General features: G+C 36.8%; 15 protein-coding genes and 1 riboswitch. Of the genes, 12 read left to right on the forward strand and 3 right to left on the reverse strand.

The genetic code is table 11. The features are described from left to right. Nucleotides 1-177: 177 nt before the first annotated feature. Complete coding sequence (locus tag BUC16_RS00600) at nt 178-3,450, forward strand: glycosyltransferase family 117 protein (RefSeq protein WP_073367152.1); 3,273 nt, start codon at nt 178-180, stop codon at nt 3,448-3,450. A 91-nt stretch (nt 3,451-3,541) separates the two neighbouring features. Further along, nucleotides 3,542-4,192, forward strand: coding sequence for a polysaccharide deacetylase family protein (locus BUC16_RS00605; protein ID WP_073367153.1), 651 nt, complete (start codon nt 3,542-3,544; stop codon nt 4,190-4,192). Here the strand turns inward: BUC16_RS00605 and BUC16_RS00610 are convergent. Continuing rightward, nucleotides 4,189-4,485 (reverse strand): thioredoxin family protein, encoded by a 297-nt coding sequence (locus tag BUC16_RS00610; protein ID WP_073367155.1) that lies wholly within the window; start codon nt 4,483-4,485, stop codon nt 4,189-4,191. The two genes, BUC16_RS00605 and BUC16_RS00610, sit on opposite strands and share 4 nt — an antisense overlap. A 74-nt stretch (nt 4,486-4,559) precedes the next feature. After that, entirely contained in the window at nt 4,560-5,795 is a 1,236-nt protein-coding gene (locus BUC16_RS00615; RefSeq protein ID WP_073367156.1) for a metallophosphoesterase, read from the reverse strand. A 319-nt stretch (nt 5,796-6,114) separates the two neighbouring features. Here BUC16_RS00615 and polA point away from each other — a divergent pair, with 319 nt between their 5' ends. Then, the gene (gene polA / locus BUC16_RS00620) at nt 6,115-9,000 is read left to right on the forward strand and encodes a DNA polymerase I (protein ID WP_073367158.1); all 2,886 of its coding nucleotides are present in this window, start codon (nt 6,115-6,117) and stop codon (nt 8,998-9,000) included. A 238-nt stretch (nt 9,001-9,238) separates the two neighbouring features. Then, nucleotides 9,239-9,634 (forward strand): hypothetical protein, encoded by a 396-nt coding sequence (locus BUC16_RS00625; RefSeq protein ID WP_073367160.1) that lies wholly within the window; start codon nt 9,239-9,241, stop codon nt 9,632-9,634. A 63-nt stretch (nt 9,635-9,697) separates the two neighbouring features. On the opposite strand, the gene BUC16_RS00630 is transcribed toward BUC16_RS00625, so the two are convergent. Continuing rightward, entirely contained in the window at nt 9,698-10,723 is a 1,026-nt protein-coding gene (locus tag BUC16_RS00630; RefSeq protein ID WP_073367161.1) for a LacI family DNA-binding transcriptional regulator, read from the reverse strand. A gap of 337 nt (nt 10,724-11,060) precedes the next feature. Between BUC16_RS00630 and rplM the strand changes: the two genes are divergently transcribed. The 8 genes from rplM to thiC all read left to right on the forward strand — a co-directional run bounded on the left by rplM (nt 11,061) and on the right by thiC (nt 17,715). Continuing rightward, nucleotides 11,061-11,516, forward strand: coding sequence for a 50S ribosomal protein L13 (rplM, locus tag BUC16_RS00635; RefSeq protein ID WP_073367163.1), 456 nt, complete (start codon nt 11,061-11,063; stop codon nt 11,514-11,516). Then, nucleotides 11,516-11,902 carry a 30S ribosomal protein S9 gene (gene rpsI / locus BUC16_RS00640; protein ID WP_073367165.1) on the forward strand — a complete coding sequence of 129 codons (387 nt, stop codon included), beginning with the start codon at nt 11,516-11,518 and terminating at the stop codon, nt 11,900-11,902. The genes rplM and rpsI overlap by 1 nt, the downstream gene beginning before the upstream one ends. A 167-nt stretch (nt 11,903-12,069) precedes the next feature. Next, nucleotides 12,070-12,867 carry a 30S ribosomal protein S2 gene (gene rpsB, locus BUC16_RS00645; protein WP_073367166.1) on the forward strand — a complete coding sequence of 266 codons (798 nt, stop codon included), beginning with the start codon at nt 12,070-12,072 and terminating at the stop codon, nt 12,865-12,867. A gap of 136 nt (nt 12,868-13,003) precedes the next feature. Continuing rightward, nucleotides 13,004-13,834 carry a translation elongation factor Ts gene (gene tsf / locus BUC16_RS00650; RefSeq protein ID WP_073367168.1) on the forward strand — a complete coding sequence of 277 codons (831 nt, stop codon included), beginning with the start codon at nt 13,004-13,006 and terminating at the stop codon, nt 13,832-13,834. A 209-nt stretch (nt 13,835-14,043) separates the two neighbouring features. Next, nucleotides 14,044-14,742: a hypothetical protein gene (locus tag BUC16_RS00655; RefSeq protein ID WP_073367169.1), complete on the forward strand. Its 699-nt coding sequence runs from the start codon at nt 14,044-14,046 to the stop codon at nt 14,740-14,742. Then, nucleotides 14,742-15,302, forward strand: a complete 561-nt coding sequence (locus BUC16_RS00660) for a DNA-3-methyladenine glycosylase I (RefSeq protein WP_073367171.1) — start codon at nt 14,742-14,744, stop codon at nt 15,300-15,302. The genes BUC16_RS00655 and BUC16_RS00660 overlap by 1 nt, the downstream gene beginning before the upstream one ends. A gap of 90 nt (nt 15,303-15,392) precedes the next feature. Beyond that, a riboswitch (TPP riboswitch) is annotated at nt 15,393-15,489 on the forward strand. A gap of 63 nt (nt 15,490-15,552) precedes the next feature. Further along, a complete protein-coding gene (thiS, locus tag BUC16_RS00665) occupies nt 15,553-15,759 on the forward strand; it encodes a sulfur carrier protein ThiS (protein ID WP_073367172.1) in 207 nt (68 codons plus the stop codon). A gap of 132 nt (nt 15,760-15,891) precedes the next feature. Next, entirely contained in the window at nt 15,892-17,715 is a 1,824-nt protein-coding gene (gene thiC, locus BUC16_RS00670) for a phosphomethylpyrimidine synthase ThiC (RefSeq protein ID WP_073367174.1), read from the forward strand. Nucleotides 17,716-17,775: the final 60 nt, after the last annotated feature.

The following is a 17,775-nucleotide window of genomic DNA, read 5'->3' on the forward strand; positions in this document are numbered from 1 at the left end:
AATCTCTTTTTATGAAAAAAAAATTAATTGTCGACTTCTGCAACCGTAAACGTTTAACAAACAACACTGTCGCAAAGTACAATTTGTTTTTGGAAATTTTTGTTAATGCCCGTGACATTAAATAAAAAAACATTTTCTTTGTGTTTCGAAAATAAAACTAAATTTTAGTCCTAAAATATGGCAACATTCAATTTCAACAAATGGAATACAATCACCGGTTGGTGTGTCTTTGCAATCGCTTTACTAACTTACACACTCACGGTTGAACCCACAATGAGCTTTTGGGATTGCGGCGAATACATTTCAACTTCGGCAAAACTCGAAGTAGGACATCCTCCAGGAGCTCCATTATTCCAAATGATTGGTGCCTTTTTCGCCATGTTTGCAATGGACGACAAACACGTTGCCTTGATGGTAAACATGATGTCCGTTTTTTCGAGTGCCTTTACCATATTATTTATGTTTTGGTCGTCATCGATGATCTTGAAAAAAATAATTTCACAATTTTCAGAACTAGACAAAAACAATTCCATTGTAATTCTTGGCAGTTCTTTTGTGGGCGCTTTGGCTTATACATTTTCAGACAGTTTCTGGGCCAGTGCCGTAGAAGCCGAAGTTTATGCGATGGCCTCCTTGTTTATAGCCTTGCTTTTTTGGCTGGGTTTACGTTGGGAACAAGACATGGATTCACCAAGAGGCAATAAATGGTTATTGATAATTTCACTGGTAGTTGGACTTACATTTGGAGTCCACTTTATGGCATTGTTGACCATTCCTGCCATAGGATTTCTTTATTATTTCAAACACTATAAAGTAGTCACCGTCAAGAATTTCATCATTGCCAATGTGGTCGTAATAGCCATATTGCTGTTTATTTTCAAATTATTGTTGCCTTTGACAATGGCTTTCTTTGGTAAAACCGAAGTTTTTATGGTCAACGAATTAGGCTTGCCTTTTAACTCAGGAACTATTTTTGTCGTTATACTTTTCATCGCATTCTTTTATTTCGGATTAAAATACACCCGCGACAAAGGTTATGTTCACTTCAACACCCTTATATTGTGCATTCTGTTCATCTTGATTGGTTTTTCCACTTGGATGATGCTGCCGATTCGCGCCAATGCAAACACGGTCATAAACGAAAACAAACCTTCGGATGCCCGTGAAGTTTTAGCTTATTACAACAGGGAACAATACGGTTCAAACCCATTGTTTTATGGTCCACAATACACCGAAGCTTTTGCCGGTTTAGACAAAAACAATCCGTATTTAGACAAAGCTCCCAACTACGAAAGGGATTATAGAACCGGGAAATATGTTATCGTGAATAATTTCAAAAATGCGGAACAAAATAGCGATGATGCCCAAAAAACCATTTTGCCTAGACTCTGGAGCAGTGAAAACATCGAAAGTTACATCAACTTTACAAATCCACCAGAATTCCGATTAAATCCTGATTATCCTTACGAAGAAGATTTGCAACAATACGGAATTGACCCTAGTCAACTCTCCGAAGAAGATTACAACAAAGCCATTGGCCAACTAAAAGGGGAAGTGGAAAAAACCGTAATCGAATTCAGGAAAGCTTATTCTCAAAAACAAATTGACAATGAAGGCTATGTGAAATTCTTGAGAAGTTATGACAAGTATTTAATTGTCGAAAAACCTGCAACAGCCGACAACTTGAGATTTATGGTGGAATACCAATTTGGCTATATGTACTTCAGGTATTTAATGTGGAATTTTGTTGGACGCCAAAACGACATTCAAGGAAGATATGGTTATCAAGATGGAAACTGGCTTAGCGGCATTACATTCATAGACGAATTGCATTTAGGCACTCAACAAAACCTGCCATCGGATGTATTGAACAACAAAGGACGCAATGTCTATTTCTTTTTACCTTTAATTTTGGGACTTATTGGTATAATGTATCACGCCGGCAAGGATAGAAAAAGTTTTTATGTCCTTTTGGTACTGTTCCTGTTTATGGGAATTGCATTAAAAATTTACCTTAACGAAAGACCTTTTGAACCCCGAGAAAGAGATTATGCTTTAGTGGGCTCTTTTTATGTTTTTGCCATTTGGATAGGATTTGGAGTATATGCATTATACGAAAGTGCCCGAAATTATTTGGCTCCTAAAATAGCCGGACCAATAATTATCGCAGCTTCTTTACTGGCCGTTCCGGTTCTTATGGCTTGCCAAAACTGGGATGACCACGATCGTTCAGGCAAATATACCGCAACGGCATTGGCGAAAGCCTATTTGAATTCCTGCGATCCAAATGCTATTTTGTTTACCATTGGCGACAATGACACCTTCCCGCTTTGGTATGCGCAAGAGATTGAGCACGTCCGAACCGACGTAAAAATTGTAAACACGAGTTTGTTCATGACCGATTGGTATATTGACCAAATGAAAACCAAAACCTACGAATCAAATCCGTTGCCTATTTCATTTACCCATCATGAATACGTGGGTGACAAACTAGATTATGTGGCTCATATTCCAAAAACAGAAAGTCGTTGGGATATCAAGGATTTTATCAATTTTATTAAAAATCCAAAATCTACCGTTGAGATGCAAAATGGACAAACCATCCATTTTTATCCAACCAATAAAATCAGGATTCCAATTGACAAAAACACAATTATCCAAAATAAAGTCGTGGCCGCAAAATACAATGATTCCATCGTGCCGTTTATAGACATTGACATCAAAGGAAATGCACTATACAAAAACAGGTTGATGATGCTTGACGTCTTGGCCAACAACAATTGGAAAAGACCCATCTATTTTAGCCCTGGCGCTTTTGACGATGAAGATTATTTATGGATGAAAAACTTCCTTCAATTAGAAGGAATGGTCTATAAATTGGTTCCAATCCAAACAAAAATCGACAAAGACACCAATCCAATGGATATGGGAGGACTCGATGCCGACAAAATGTACTCCATCGTCATGAAATGGGATTGGGGCAACAGCAATGGAGATATTTATCACGATCCAGAAACCAGAAAAAACAGTATTTCCTATCGATCAGTTCTCTCTAGATTGATGGATAAATTGATTGCCGAAGGAAAAATGGACAAGGCGAAAAACGTTATTGAACTAGCCATGGCAAAAATGCCTTTGGAGAAATTTGGTTATTACTCCATGGTAGAACCTTTTGCCAAAGGATATTATCAAGTGGGCGAAAAAGCAAAAGCACAAAAACTTTTGGAAAAATTGATAACAAAATACCAAGAAAACCTGAACTATTATGGAAAACTTGGACTTTCAGACCAAAATGACATTGCCATTGACATCATTACCGACATTGAACGTTACAGAAGCCTGTTGCATGTAATGAAAGAAAACGACGATACCCCTTTTTACAATAAAAACAGGTCAGCATTCAATACCTACATCAAGATATTCGAGCATTTTGGACGTGATAGAGAATAACAAATTTTAAAAAGATGGATAATTAGAAAAATGTAGCGCTATGAAAAATGCCGCTACATTTTTTTGTTTTAATTGATAAAAACTTAAAATCATGAGTTTCTACTGGATAAAAACAAATAGCCTCATCAAAACAATATTCTCGAATTATGTTTGGGATGTACCCAATACAGAAAACAAAATCTACCTTACTTTTGACGATGGCCCAACTCCAGAAATAACCCAATGGGTTCTCGAAGAGCTGCAAAAATACAATGCCAAAGCCACTTTTTTTTGCATCGGCAAGAATATTGAAAAGCACCCAGAGATTTTCGAAAAAGTAATTAACAATGGCCATTCTATCGGGAACCACACTTTTAATCATTTAAACGGCTGGAAAACTTCAACTGAAGAATATTTAGAAAATGTCAAATTGTGCGAATCCTCAATTTCAAATCTAAAATCTAAAATCTGCACTCTAAAATCTGCACTCTTTCGTCCGCCTTACGGCAAAATAAAAAGCTCGCAATCCAAAAAACTGCGACAATTGGGATACAAAATAATTATGTGGGATGTTTTGAGTGCGGATTATGATACCACCATTACTCCAGAAAAATGTCTGGAAAATGTTTTAAAGAATATAAACTCGGGAAGCATAATCGTATTCCACGACAGTGTTAAAGCATTTCCAAACTTGAAATATACTTTACCAAAAGCATTGGAATATTGTGCAGCAAAAGGATTTGTGTTTGAAAAACTAGATTAAAGTTGTTCTTGAACCAAGCCAATTATGGTATTTGCGTCTAATTCTCCAGATTGTCTCCAGATCATTTGACCTCCTTTATATATCATTAAAGTAGGAAGTCCTTTGATACGCAAGGCATCGGCTAGTTCTTGATTTTTATCAACATCAATTTTTATCACTTTTGCCTTATCGCCTAAAGCTGCGGCAACATCCCGAATTACAGGATGCATCGAGACAGATGATTCATTCCAATCTGTGTAAAAATCAATCAACACAGGGACTTGAGTGCTTATAAGTTCTCCAAATTTTGACATAAAATCAACGAATTTAATTTTTTAAATCTATTGCAAAGAGATAATTATTTTACAAATGTAGCATTTTAAACGAATTAAGCTACACTCATCCCTTTTTTTAGTTCGATGACCGTAATTTCGGGCATAATTCCTACCCTTCCAGGATAAGCATGGTATCCAAAACCACGATTTACATAAATATATTTTCCTGCTTTTTCATACAACCCAGCCCATTGATCATAAACATATTGTGCCGGACTCCATTTGAAAAAACCGGGAATTTCAATTCCGAATTGCAAGCCGTGTGTATGTCCCGAAAGGGTTAAATGGAAATCTTTAGGATGATTGTTTACTTCAGCATCCCAATGACTTGGGTCGTGAGTCATCAAAATTTTGAATTCTTCTTTGGACAAGCCTTCGGAAGCTTTGCGTAAATCGCCTGCTTTCTTGAATTTGACACCCCAATTTTCGACACCTACCAAAGCTATTTTGTCGGATCCTTTTTCAATCAAGGCATGCTCGTTCAGCATCAACTTGAAATCAATTTGTCCATATAAATTCTTGATGTTTTGAAAATTCTCTTCTTTAGCTGCTTGCGACGGCCAAGCAATATATTCGCCATAATCATGATTTCCGAGCACCGAATATTTTCCGTATTTGTGTGTTTTGATTCTTTTAAAAGTATCAATCCAATTACTCATTTCTTTCGCATGGGTGTTGACAATATCGCCGGTAAACAAAATTATGTCCGAACCTTGTTCGTTAATCAAATCTATGGCGTAATTTATTTTTTCCGGATTGTCAAAGCTTCCACTATGAACATCTGATATTTGGGTAATGGTAAAACCGTCGAAAGCATCAGGCAAATCAGGAAAAAAGATTTGTTGTTTAATTACTTTGTAATTGTATTTCCCGAAAGTCATCCCATAAATCAAGGAACTGAATGGAATCGCCGCCAATGTCAATGCAATTTGGCTCACAAATTTTCTTCGTTCAGGAAAGAAAGAACTGCTTTTATTTTGACTTATGAAATGAGTCATTGTCCCCGATAAAAGTCTGTAAATATCTTCCAAAAGCAATACAAGGGTCAAAAGTATTTTTGGCAAAAAAGTCAACAACAACAGTCCCAATGTCATCATCGTCATTTTAGTCTGTCCCACACTCCTGTCAAAATGCATGAATTGATAAGCAATAAAACCAATTATGGCTATTGAAAAAATTAGATAAGCAGTTAAAAACCATCGAACATTAGTCAATAATTTAACAACTTGAAAGGAATAAAATTCAATAATTACAACAACTAATATAAATAGCGTTAAGCGAAGCATCATTCTGTGTTTTTTAGCAAAAGTAAATAACTAGTTAGTTTTATTACTTTTATTAATTCAAATTTAACTAAAACCACATCAAAAAACAGTACAAATTTTACTCCAAAATTTAAAAAGACTGACAAATCACTTTATCTACATCTCTAATTTCATCGTTTTTAAATTTAGAATTTATTAAATGTATCCCGACAAAATGGAGATTGATTTGGTAAAATAATATTCAACCACACGCCAACTTTTGACTGCCAAAGCATTAAAATTATCAAAAATGAAAAGACTTATTAAAACCCAATTGCTTATTTTTACAAACTAAATTTTTTATATGTCAGTCCAAAAACGCCTTTTCCTGCTCGATGCTTACGCTTTAATCTTTCGCGGTTATTTTGCTTTTATCAAAAACCCAAGAATCAACTCGAAAGGAATGGATACGTCCGCCATTATGGGATTCATGAATGCCTTGATGGACGTCATCAAACGAGAAAAACCCGATCATTTAGCCGTGGCTTTTGACAAAGGCGGAAGCACTTACCGCTACGAAATGTACCAAGAATACAAAGCACATCGCGACGAAACTCCCGAAGCCATAAAAATTGCCGTTCCCTATATTCAAGAATTGTTGAAGGCCATGCACATTCCCATTATTGAAGTTGCCGGTTTTGAAGCCGATGATTTGATTGGAACTTTGGCCAAGCAAGCCGAAAAAGAAGATTTCAAAGTTTATATGGTTACGCCGGACAAGGATTTTGCCCAATTGGTTTCCGAAAATATTTTTATGTACAAACCGGCTCGAATGGGGAACGACATCGAAATATGGGGAATTCCAGAAGTATTGGAAAAATTTGAAATCGAACGCCCAGAACAAGTAATAGATTTCCTTGGAATGATGGGTGACGCCGCCGATAATATACCAGGATTACCAGGTGTTGGCGAAAAGACAGCCAAGAAATTCTTGAAAGAATATGGCACGATGGAAAACCTTTTGGCCAACACGCATCAATTGAAAGGAGCCATAAAAGACAAAATTGAAGCCAATGCCGAATTGGGTTTGTTGTCCAAAAAATTAGCCGCAATCCTGCTGGATTGTCCCGTGACTTTCAACGCTGGAGACTACGAACTATCAAAACCTGATGTTGAAAAAACGGACGAATTATTCCAGGAATTGGAATTTCGCCAGATGAAAGCGCAGTTTGACAAATATTTTGGAACCGGAAAAGAATACGACGAAATCGACACGAACGGAAATGGAAACGGCAACAACAATGGAAACAGCATTGAAGTTGACAATGAAAAAATAGTTAAAAAAGCGCCTGCCAAAAAATCCAACGAAGACCAATTTGATTTATTTGGCTTTTCGGATGAAGAAAGTGGCGAGGTAAAATCGAGTTCGCATTATGCAACTTTGGAAAATACCGAACATTTTTACCAAATTATCCAAGGAGATTTTGCCGTAAAATTGCTGCTGCAAAACTTGATGAATCAAACTTCGGTTTGTTTTGACACCGAAACCACGGGAATTGACGCCTTGAATGCTGAATTGGTTGGGATGTCGTTTTCTTTCGAAAAAGGCAAAGCATTTTACGTTCCGTTTCCAGAAAATCAGGAAGAAGCACAAATTTTGGTTGACAAATTCAAACCATTTTTCGAAAATGAAAACATCGAAAAAATTGGTCAAAACGTCAAATATGATTTAAAAATCTTGTCCAATTACGGCGTTCAAATCAAAGGAAAATTATTCGACACGATGATTGCGCATTATTTGATCAATCCCGATATGCGTCACAATATGGATGTTTTAAGCGAAACTTACTTGAAATATTCTCCAAAATCAATTGAAGATTTAATTGGCAAAAAAGGCAAAGGCCAAAAAACAATGCGAGAAGTCGCCTTGGAAGACATCAAAGAATATGCTGCAGAAGATGCCGATATCACCTATCAATTGAAACAAAATTTCAGCCCGATTCTCGACAAAGCCGAAACCAAAAAACTGTTTGATGAAATAGAAATTCCTTTGATTCCTGTTTTGGCGGCAATGGAATTGGAAGGTATTAATCTTGATGTTCCTTTCCTTAAATCAATGTCGGTTGAAATGGCAAAAGAAAGCGCCGCCTTGGAACAAAAAATCTATGAAACGGCAGGCGAGAAATTCAATTTGGCTTCTCCAAAACAATTGGGAGACATTTTATTTGACAAATTAAAAATTGGCGGAGCCAAACAAAAAAAAACCAAAACCGGTCAATATGCCACTGGCGAAGAAATATTGAGTTATTTGGAAAAAGACAATCCGATTGTAAAAGACATTCTCGAATGGCGCCAAATGGTCAAATTGCAAAGCACCTATATTGATGCATTGCCGAACCAAGTTGACACAAAAACAGGTCGCGTTCACACCGATTATATGCAAACCGTTGCCGCAACGGGACGTTTGAGCTCCAATAATCCGAACTTGCAAAACATCCCTATTCGAACCGAAAGAGGACGATTGATTCGAAAAGCATTTATTCCTCGTGACGAAAATTACACCTTGATTTCTGCGGATTATTCGCAAATAGAATTACGAATCATTGCCGCTTTGTCTGGGGAAGAAAACATGATAAAAGCGTTCCAAAACAACGAAGACATTCACAGAAGTACCGCTGCCAAAGTATTCAACGTGCCATTGGAAGAAGTGACCAAAGAACAACGCAGCAATGCCAAAACCGTGAATTTCGGAATTATTTATGGCGTTTCTGCGTTTGGATTGAGCAACCAAACCTCGCTTTCACGAAAAGAAAGTGCCGAGTTGATTGATGCTTATTATGCAACCTATCCAAAACTAAAATCCTATATGGCCAATCAAGTGGATTTTGCAAGGGAACACGGTTATGTGCAAACGGTTTTGGGAAGAAGACGTTATTTGAAAGATATTAATTCTGCCAATATGATGGTAAAAAGTGGAGCCGAACGAAATGCCGTAAACGCACCAATTCAAGGTTCCGCCGCCGACATCATCAAAATTGCGATGATTAACATCCATAAAAAACTAACTTCTGAAAACTGGAAATCGAAAATGTTATTGCAGGTTCACGATGAGCTTGTGTTTGATGTTCACAACTCGGAACTCGAAAAAATTCAACCGATGATCAAGCACGAAATGGAAAACGCCTTTAAAATGGATGTTCCGTTGGATGTGGAAATTGGAATGGGTAAAAATTGGTTGGAAGCACACTAGAAAAGTATTCTGTCCTCAATTAATAACAAAAAAGAAGCCGGAATCACTATTTGATAAATGATCATAATGCTGATTTTGTTTCTTTTTTATTTGTCAAACGCTTAAATATTTAACAGACAGAATACATCTGGAAATAGGCTTTAGAAAAATTACCATAAAAAATTAAAGCATATCAGATTTTCATTAACTTTAATCTTTTGATTTTTAAATTTTTTATACAAACTAAAAACCTTAAATTATGAAGAGAACATTCAAAACGATTATTTTGTTTTTCGCATTCCTTATTGGTGTGGGCACCAATATTGTTAGCGCTCAAAACCCACCAGCTCACGCGAAAGCACACGGCGTAAAAAAGAAATACAGATACTATCCGGAAGCCAATGTGTATTTTGACCCTGTAGTTAAAAGATACACTTACCTAAAAGGAGTTACCTGGACCACAGTTCTCAACTTACCAACCAGCATTCGATTAGTAGGAAGTTACAATGATTTTGATTTTGACGGAGACAATCCTTGGAAAGAAAATTCGGTTCACAAAACAAAATACAAACCTGTTAAATCTATCAAATCTAATGACATAAAGAAAATAGAAAGCAATTCAAACAAAGGTGGTGGAGGCAAAAAGAATAAATAGTTTCAAAAAAAGCATCCCTTTTAACATAAAAAAAACCATCATTTAAAATGATGGTTTTTTACTTTATAACTTTCGGGTCGATTCTCTTTCTCTCAATTGGGTCTTGATAACCACCGTTTCATAAGGCAAATTTTCATCTGTTGATTCTAATCTGTTGATTAACACATTGGCGGCTACTTCACCAATTTCTACTCCGTATTGACTTAAAGTTGACAAACTTGGAGACAACCTTCTGGAGGCCAGAATCCCGTCGGCAAAACCGATAATGGATAATTCTTCGGGGACTTTGTAGCCTTTTTTAAGTCCAATTCGCAGTGCGGCAACGGAATCATTTTCGTCCAAGGCAAAAATACCGTCAATCTTGTTGTTGTCAAAAACTTGCTCAATTTTTGCTTTTAGGTCATCTTCGGAATCCGTTCTTATAATCAAGTTTGGATTTACGGCAATATTATTGTCTTTCAAGGCTTGCAAATAACCCTCAAGTCTCAATTTTCCTATACTTAAATTATCGATGGAAGAAAACAAGGCAATGTTTTTGCAGCCTGTGTTTATTAAATGTTGGGTTGCATGTAGGGCAGAATCAAAATCATCCACGACCACTTTGTCGCAAACCACTTCATCAGCGATGCGATCAAACATAACTATAGGAGTGCCTTCGTTGATGATTTCTTTAAAATGATTGTATTCCTGTAATTTTTGTGCTTCCTCTGAAATCGACAAAATAAAGCCGTCGATGGTTCCATTACTCAACATATCCAAGGTGTGCGATTCTTTCGCCAATGATTCGTTGGAAATACACATTATAACATTGTATCCTTTTGAATCAGCAATTTTCTCGATGCCGCTAAATACTTTGGCAAAAAAAGAATTTAAAATGTCTGGAATGATGACACCAATGGTTTTGGTTTTTCTGTTTTTGAGATTCAGGCCAATAACGTTGGGTTTGTAGTTTTTAAGTTTGGCGTATTCCTTTATTCTGGTTTTTGTTTGTTCGCTAATTTCAGGACTGTCGTTGAGTGCTTTTGAAACTGTTGAAACAGATACATTTAATTCTTTTGCAATTTGTTTAAGAGTTGCTTTAGCTTTCATAATTAATTTATTGTCTTTTTATCGTCATCATAAGGATTCTCTACTTACACTTAAGGAATGAATTCATTTTATGCAACAGAGTCTTTTTACAAAAGAAACCTTTTGTTTAAAGAGGGAAATTTACATTTTTTTTTTGAAAATTAGGCATTATAAATATAGAAAGTCTAAAATTAAGCCCAAATCAATAAAATGTAAAAGAATTGACTTTAAATATCCTTTTGATTATCAGTATAAAAAGGAAGATAAAATATTCTTTTAAGGTATTTGCATTTCAAAAAATTAATTGTACTTTTGCGCTCCCTTTATTGGGAATGGAATGTTTAATTAAAAAAATATTATGAACGCATTAAGCTACAAGACAGAATCAGCTAGCAAAGCCACAGTAACAAAAGAGTGGATTGTTGTAGATGCTGATGGTCATAACTTAGGTCGTCTTGCTTCAAAAGTCGCTATGATTTTAAGAGGTAAGTACAAGCCAAGTTATACGCCACACGTGGACTGTGGAGATAACGTAATTGTTATCAACTCAGAAAAAATCAACCTTACAGGTAACAAACTGGATGAAAAAACATACATCCGTCACACTGGTTACCCTGGAGGACAAAGAACTTTAACTGCTAAAGTATTGCAAGCAAAAAACCCTGCATTATTAGTGGAAAAAGCAGTAAAAGGAATGTTGCCTAAAAATAAATTAGGAGCGGAACTTTTCAGAAATTTAAATGTTGTTGTAGGATCTGAGCACAAACAAGGAGCTCAAAAACCTAAAACAGTTAACCTTAACGATCTTAAATAATGGGAGTTATTCACAAAATCGGTAGAAGAAAAACCGCTGTTGCACGTGTTTATGTTTCTGAAGGAACAGGAGTTATCACTGTAAACAAAAAAGAATTCGCAACTTATTTCCCAACTGCTACTTTACAGTACAAAGTTTTACAACCAATGTCCATGACAGAAAACGTAAACAACTTTGACGTAAAAGTAAACGTTTACGGAGGTGGTTCAACTGGTCAAGCAGAAGCTGTAAGAATGGCATTGGCACGTGTTATGTGTGAAGTTAATGCTGAAAACAGAGGAATTTTGAAACCAGAAGGTTTATTGACAAGAGATCCAAGAATGGTTGAACGTAAGAAATTCGGTCAGAAGAAAGCTCGTAAGAGATTCCAATTCTCTAAACGTTAATATTGCCTGTCTTGTGCAATTCGCGCAAGACATATTGATAATTAAATTTAAAAACAATGTTGTTGTTGTCCCATCGAGGTGGGAAATTAGTTTAGCATCTAAATGTATTCAGCCGATTTATCGCCATCCATACATTGCTAATCAACAGAACGTAAACTAAACAAAAAATGTCAAACAAAGTAGAAGTAAAAGAATTACTAGAAGCAGGTGTTCACTTCGGGCACATGACTAGAAAATGGGATCCAAACATGGCTCCTTACATTTATATGGAGCGTAATGGTATTCACATTATCAACCTATATAAAACTGCAGCTAAAATCGAAGAAGCTAACGAAGCTTTGAAAAAAATCGCTGCATCAGGTAGAAAAATATTATTCGTTGCTACCAAAAAACAAGCAAAAGACATCGTTGCCGACAAAGCAAAAGCTGCTAACATGCCATACATCACTGAAAGATGGCCTGGTGGAATGTTGACCAACTTCGTAACTATCCGTAAAGCTGTTAAAAAAATGGCTACTATAGATAAAATGAAGAAAGACGGAACATTCATGACTCTTTCTAAAAAAGAGCGTTTGCAAGTAGATCGTCTTCGTGCTAAATTAGAGAAAAACTTAGGTTCAATCGCAGATATGTCTAGACTTCCTGCAGCATTGTTCGTAGTAGATATCAAAGCTGAACACATCGCAATTAAAGAAGCTCAAAAATTAAACATTCCAGTTTTTGCAATGGTGGATACCAATTCTGATCCTCGTGAGGTAGAATACGTAATCCCTGCAAATGATGACGCTTCTAAATCTATCGATAAAATTTTAACTTTAGTAACTGCTGCAATCATTGACGGATTGGCTAACAGAACTTCTGACAAAGAAGTTGACGCTCCTGCTGATGCAACTGAAGAAGTAGCTCCTGTAGCTGAAGTAGAAGCTCCAGCTGTTGAAGCAAGTGCTCCTGCGACTGAAGAATAAATCAAATATTTAAATTCCAAATTTTAAATTCCAAATTCCACAAAAAATTAGTAACATCAGGTTAGTAATTTATTAAAATTGGAGTTTGGGATTTGAAAATTGGAATTTTTACTTTTAACATTAAAAACAAAATATTATGTCAACAATAACTATAACGGCTGCAGACGTAAATAAATTAAGAACAATCACTGGTGCAGGAATGATGGACTGCAAAAAAGCCTTGGTTGAAGCAGAAGGAGATTTCGATTTAGCTATCGAAAACTTGCGTAAAAAAGGACAAAAAGTAGCTGCTAACCGTTCTGACAGAGAATCTACAGAAGGTGCTGCAATTGCTGTCGTTAACGCAGACAAAACTGCTGGAGTTGTGATCACGTTAAACTGTGAAACTGACTTCGTGGGAATGAATGAGAACTTTGTGAAAATGGCTACTGAAATGGCAAATTTAGCATTGAACTACAATTCAAAAGAAGAATTTTTGGCTGCTGATTTCAACGGAATCACTGTTGCCGAGAAATTAATCGAGCAAACTGGAGTTATCGGAGAGAAACTTGAAATCAGAACTTTCGAGAAATTAGAAGGTGCTTTCGTTGGTTCTTACATCCACTCTGGAAACAAAATCGCTACTTTGGTTGCGCTTTCTGCCAACATCGCCGGTACTGACGAAGTAGCCAGAAATATTGCAATGCAAGCTGCAGCCATGTCACCAATCGCATTAGACGAAAATGGTGTTGACGCTGCAACTATCGCTAAAGAAATCGAAATTGCCAAAGACGTATTGCGTCAAGAAGGCAAACCAGAAGCTATGTTAGACAATATCGCTAAAGGTAAATTAGCTCGTTTCTTTAAAGACAATACTTTGGTAAACCAAGACTACATTAAAGACAACAAATTAAGCGTTGCCGCTTATGCAAAATCTTTAGACAAAGACCTTATCGTTACAGGTTTCAAAAGAGCCGCTTTAGGATAATTATAATTCATTATTCAATACTAAAAGAGAGACTTGTTCATTCAAGTCTCTCTTTTTATTTTTACGCCAAATTATTATTCTTCAGATTCAAAAAAGCTTTTCAATAATATAAAATAAAAAGCTAAATTTGAAATATATAATTAATCAAAAAGAAATACATTTGATTAAAAGCATTTTAGAGAGCATCCATTCAAAATACATTTCAACAAATGAGACAATACAAAAAAATACTCCTCCTTTTAATCATTTTCAACCTGATTAGCTGTGGCAGAAATAAAGAAAATGAAGAACACGAATTAGAACTAAAAAAAGAGCCTAATTACGAGCAAAACACTACTGCAACTCCTGAGCCTCAAAAAAGCAGCATTACTTATGAATCCCTAGAGGACAGCATAAAAGCAGTCAAACACTCTATTTTAAGAAAACAAAATTTCAAAAAAAAGGAGCAGACAGCAACATCATCCGAAGACAATCCAATAGATACAGATACACTGGAAACCACTGTACCCTCAACCCCTACAGTCAAAAAAATTAAAGCCCCTTCTTTTGTTTACATCAAAAAAATTCTTAACGAATGTGAAATTGGAAAACAAATGACACAAGAAGACTTACAGAACCAATTTAATATCCCCAAAGAAGCCATACAACTAGTCAAAACTGTCACCAAAATATCCGATGACGAACTGGACATTAAATGGAAAACTACCTGGCTTGTAGAAAAAATGTCGGATGCCAAATTCATAGACGGACGACTTAAAGTACGTTTCGAAAAAAACAGAATGTACACTTCAGGCGGAGCTATAGGCATCAAATATGAAAAAAAAATATATACTGATTTATACCTAATAGGACGTTCCGCTTACATCCCAACAGTAAAAGGATACTATTGGAAAATTGGAAAAGAATAATGGAAGAACCGAAAAGATGTGGCTGGTGCTTATCCAGCGACTTATACAAAAAATACCACGATGAAGAATGGGGTGTTCCCGTGTATGAGGACACCAAACTATTTGAATTCTTGTTACTGGAAACTTTCCAAGCCGGATTAAGTTGGATTACCATCCTCAACAAAAGAGAAAATTTCCGCAAAGCTTTTGACAATTTCAACTATAAAAAAATAGCCAACTATTCTGAAGACAAAATTCAGGAATTACTTTTGGACGCCGGTATCATTCGAAACAAACTCAAAGTATATTCAGCCGTTTCAAACGCACAGGCTTTTATGAAAGTACAAGAAGAATTTGGAACTTTCAGCAAATACATCTGGCAATTCACCGACGGTAAACCAATTGACAACAAACGACAATCCTTGAAAGAAGTCCCTGCCACTTCCCCACTTTCTAACGCTATCAGCAAAGATTTAAAAAAACGCGGGTTCAAATTTGTGGGCTCCACAGTGGTTTACGCCCATATGCAAGCCACGGGAATGGTCAACGATCACGTGGAAGATTGCTGGAAAAAACAGTAAGCTTTTAAAAATCAATCACAAAAAAAATCAAAAAGTTTTATTTTTTTTCAAAATAAACGAATCTCCTATTAAATAATCCCCTATTTTTGTTCCACACTTTAGGGGTGTCTACAAAATTGTAGGCTGAGACTTTACCCTTGAACCTGATCTAGTTCATACTAGCGTAGGAAAAAGTAAGATGACTTCCGTGTATATTTATATGCCATTGTAGCCATTCCTAAAGTATAATTATATACTAAACCCAAAAGGAATGGAACTCAAAATCAACAATCAAACGAAACAATTTGCCACTGACAGTTTAACTGTCCAGACACTTCTTGACTTGGAAATTCCCGTAAAACAAAACGGAATTGCCCTCGCCATCAACAATACCGTTATTCCAAAATCCGACTGGAATTCCCATCTCATCCAAGAAACCGACGATATTCTAATCATTTCTGCAACGCAAGGCGGCTAATTTAGTATTCAGTCGCAGTTTTCAGTTTCAGAAACTGGATATAATTCCAACTCAAAAATATAAAATCCGTATTAATCCGTGTCTTCGCTTTAGCGAATCCGCATAATCCGTGTCCAATCTAATCACAAACCAATGAACAACGAAGAAAAAATCTCAAGAACCCCGTTTCCTAATTCCAAAAAAGTCTATATCGACGGTGAAATCCATCCAATAAAAGTAGCTATGCGTGAAATTTCACTCGCAGATACAAAAATGTCGAATGGCAGAATCGAAAAAAATCCGCCAGTTACCGTTTACGATACTTCAGGTCCATTCACGGATCCAAACATCGAAATTGATATCCGCAAAGGATTGCCCCGCATTCGCGAACAATGGATTCTCGACCGTAATGACGTGGAAGAACTAACCGAAATTTCCTCTGAATACGGAAAATCCCGTTTGAATGACGAAAAACTAAACGACTTGCGTTTCGAATATTTGCACAAACCAATGCGTGCCAAAAAAGGAGCGAACGTTTCCCAATTATACTACGCCAAACAAGGCATCATCACTCCCGAAATGGAATACATTGCCATTCGTGAAAACCAACGCATAGAACAGATGAACGCACAATCCGAAGCAATGCAATGCCAGCACACTGGTCATAGCTTTGGAGCCAACACACCAAAATCTAAAATAACACCAGAATTTGTTCGTAGCGAAGTAGCCAGAGGCCGTGCCATTATCCCTAACAACATCAACCATCCGGAAAGCGAACCGATGATTGTGGGACGTAATTTCCTGGTAAAAATCAATGCCAATATTGGAAACAGTGCCGTGACTTCAAGTATTGAGGAAGAAGTAGAAAAAGCGGTTTGGGCTTGTCGTTGGGGAGCTGACACGATTATGGATTTGTCAACAGGAAAAAACATTCATGAAACCAGGGAATGGATTATCCGAAATTCTCCTGTGCCCATTGGAACCGTGCCCATTTATCAGGCTTTGGAAAAAGTAAACGGAATTGCAGAAGACCTAACTTGGGAAGTATTCCGCGACACCTTAATCGAGCAAGCGGAACAAGGAGTTTCTTATTTCACTATTCACGCTGGAGTTTTGTTGCGTTACATTCATTTAACTGCCAATCGTGTTACCGGAATTGTTTCCCGTGGCGGTTCGATTATGGCAAAATGGTGTTTGTTTCACCACAAAGAAAACTTTCTTTACACCCATTTCGAAGAGATTTGCGAAATCATGAAACAATACGACGTTGCCTTTTCATTAGGCGACGGATTACGTCCGGGCTCCATTGCCGATGCCAATGACGCTGCACAATTTGCCGAATTGGAAACTCTGGGCGAACTAACGAAAATAGCTTGGAAACACGATGTTCAGGTATTCATTGAAGGCCCGGGTCACGTACCAATGCATATGATTAAAGAAAACATGGACAAACAATTGGAACATTGTGATGAAGCTCCGTTTTATACTTTAGGACCATTAACTACTGATATTGCACCGGGTTACGACCACATCACTTCTGCCATTGGAGCCGCCATGATTGGTTGGTACGGATGCGCAATGCTGTGTTATGTTACACCAAAAGAACACTTGGGTTTACCCAACAAAAAAGACGTAAAAGACGGTGTTATCACTTACAAAATTGCAGCACACGCTGCCGATTTGGCCAAAGGTCATCCGGGTTCACAGTACCGTGACAATGCCTTAAGCAAAGCCCGTTTCGAATTCCGTTGGGAAGACCAATTCAACTTGTCATTAGATCCGGACACAGCCCGTGAATTCCACGACGAAACCTTGCCTGCAGATGGTGCAAAAGTGGCCCATTTCTGCTCTATGTGTGGTCCAAAATTCTGTTCCATGAAAATTTCGCAGGAGATTCGAGATGTCGCCGAAGCAGAAAAAGGAATGGCAGCAAAATCAGAAGAGTTTATCGAGCAAGGAAAAGAAATCTATATTTAGAATTAAGATTAAAGTATTAAGTATCAAGACTAAAATCTTAATACTTAATACTCAAAACTT

Source organism: Flavobacterium fluvii, from assembly GCF_900129545.1.
Classification (GTDB): domain Bacteria; phylum Bacteroidota; class Bacteroidia; order Flavobacteriales; family Flavobacteriaceae; genus Flavobacterium; species Flavobacterium fluvii.

What these genes read in the sequence shown, in the direction of transcription:
- BUC16_RS00600 (WP_073367152.1), top strand. Translation starts at nt 178, where the DNA reads ATGGCAACATTCAATTTCAACAAATGGAATACAATCACCGGTTGGTGT.
- BUC16_RS00605 (WP_073367153.1), top strand. Translation starts at nt 3,542, where the DNA reads ATGAGTTTCTACTGGATAAAAACAAATAGCCTCATCAAAACAATATTC.
- BUC16_RS00610 (WP_073367155.1), bottom strand. Translation starts at nt 4,485, where the DNA reads ATGTCAAAATTTGGAGAACTTATAAGCACTCAAGTCCCTGTGTTGATT.
- BUC16_RS00615 (WP_073367156.1), bottom strand. Translation starts at nt 5,795, where the DNA reads ATGATGCTTCGCTTAACGCTATTTATATTAGTTGTTGTAATTATTGAA.
- polA (WP_073367158.1), top strand. Translation starts at nt 6,115, where the DNA reads ATGTCAGTCCAAAAACGCCTTTTCCTGCTCGATGCTTACGCTTTAATC.
- BUC16_RS00625 (WP_073367160.1), top strand. Translation starts at nt 9,239, where the DNA reads ATGAAGAGAACATTCAAAACGATTATTTTGTTTTTCGCATTCCTTATT.
- BUC16_RS00630 (WP_073367161.1), bottom strand. Translation starts at nt 10,723, where the DNA reads ATGAAAGCTAAAGCAACTCTTAAACAAATTGCAAAAGAATTAAATGTA.
- rplM (WP_073367163.1), top strand. Translation starts at nt 11,061, where the DNA reads ATGAACGCATTAAGCTACAAGACAGAATCAGCTAGCAAAGCCACAGTA.
- rpsI (WP_073367165.1), top strand. Translation starts at nt 11,516, where the DNA reads ATGGGAGTTATTCACAAAATCGGTAGAAGAAAAACCGCTGTTGCACGT.
- rpsB (WP_073367166.1), top strand. Translation starts at nt 12,070, where the DNA reads ATGTCAAACAAAGTAGAAGTAAAAGAATTACTAGAAGCAGGTGTTCAC.
- tsf (WP_073367168.1), top strand. Translation starts at nt 13,004, where the DNA reads ATGTCAACAATAACTATAACGGCTGCAGACGTAAATAAATTAAGAACA.
- BUC16_RS00655 (WP_073367169.1), top strand. Translation starts at nt 14,044, where the DNA reads ATGAGACAATACAAAAAAATACTCCTCCTTTTAATCATTTTCAACCTG.
- BUC16_RS00660 (WP_073367171.1), top strand. Translation starts at nt 14,742, where the DNA reads ATGGAAGAACCGAAAAGATGTGGCTGGTGCTTATCCAGCGACTTATAC.
- thiS (WP_073367172.1), top strand. Translation starts at nt 15,553, where the DNA reads ATGGAACTCAAAATCAACAATCAAACGAAACAATTTGCCACTGACAGT.
- thiC (WP_073367174.1), top strand. Translation starts at nt 15,892, where the DNA reads ATGAACAACGAAGAAAAAATCTCAAGAACCCCGTTTCCTAATTCCAAA.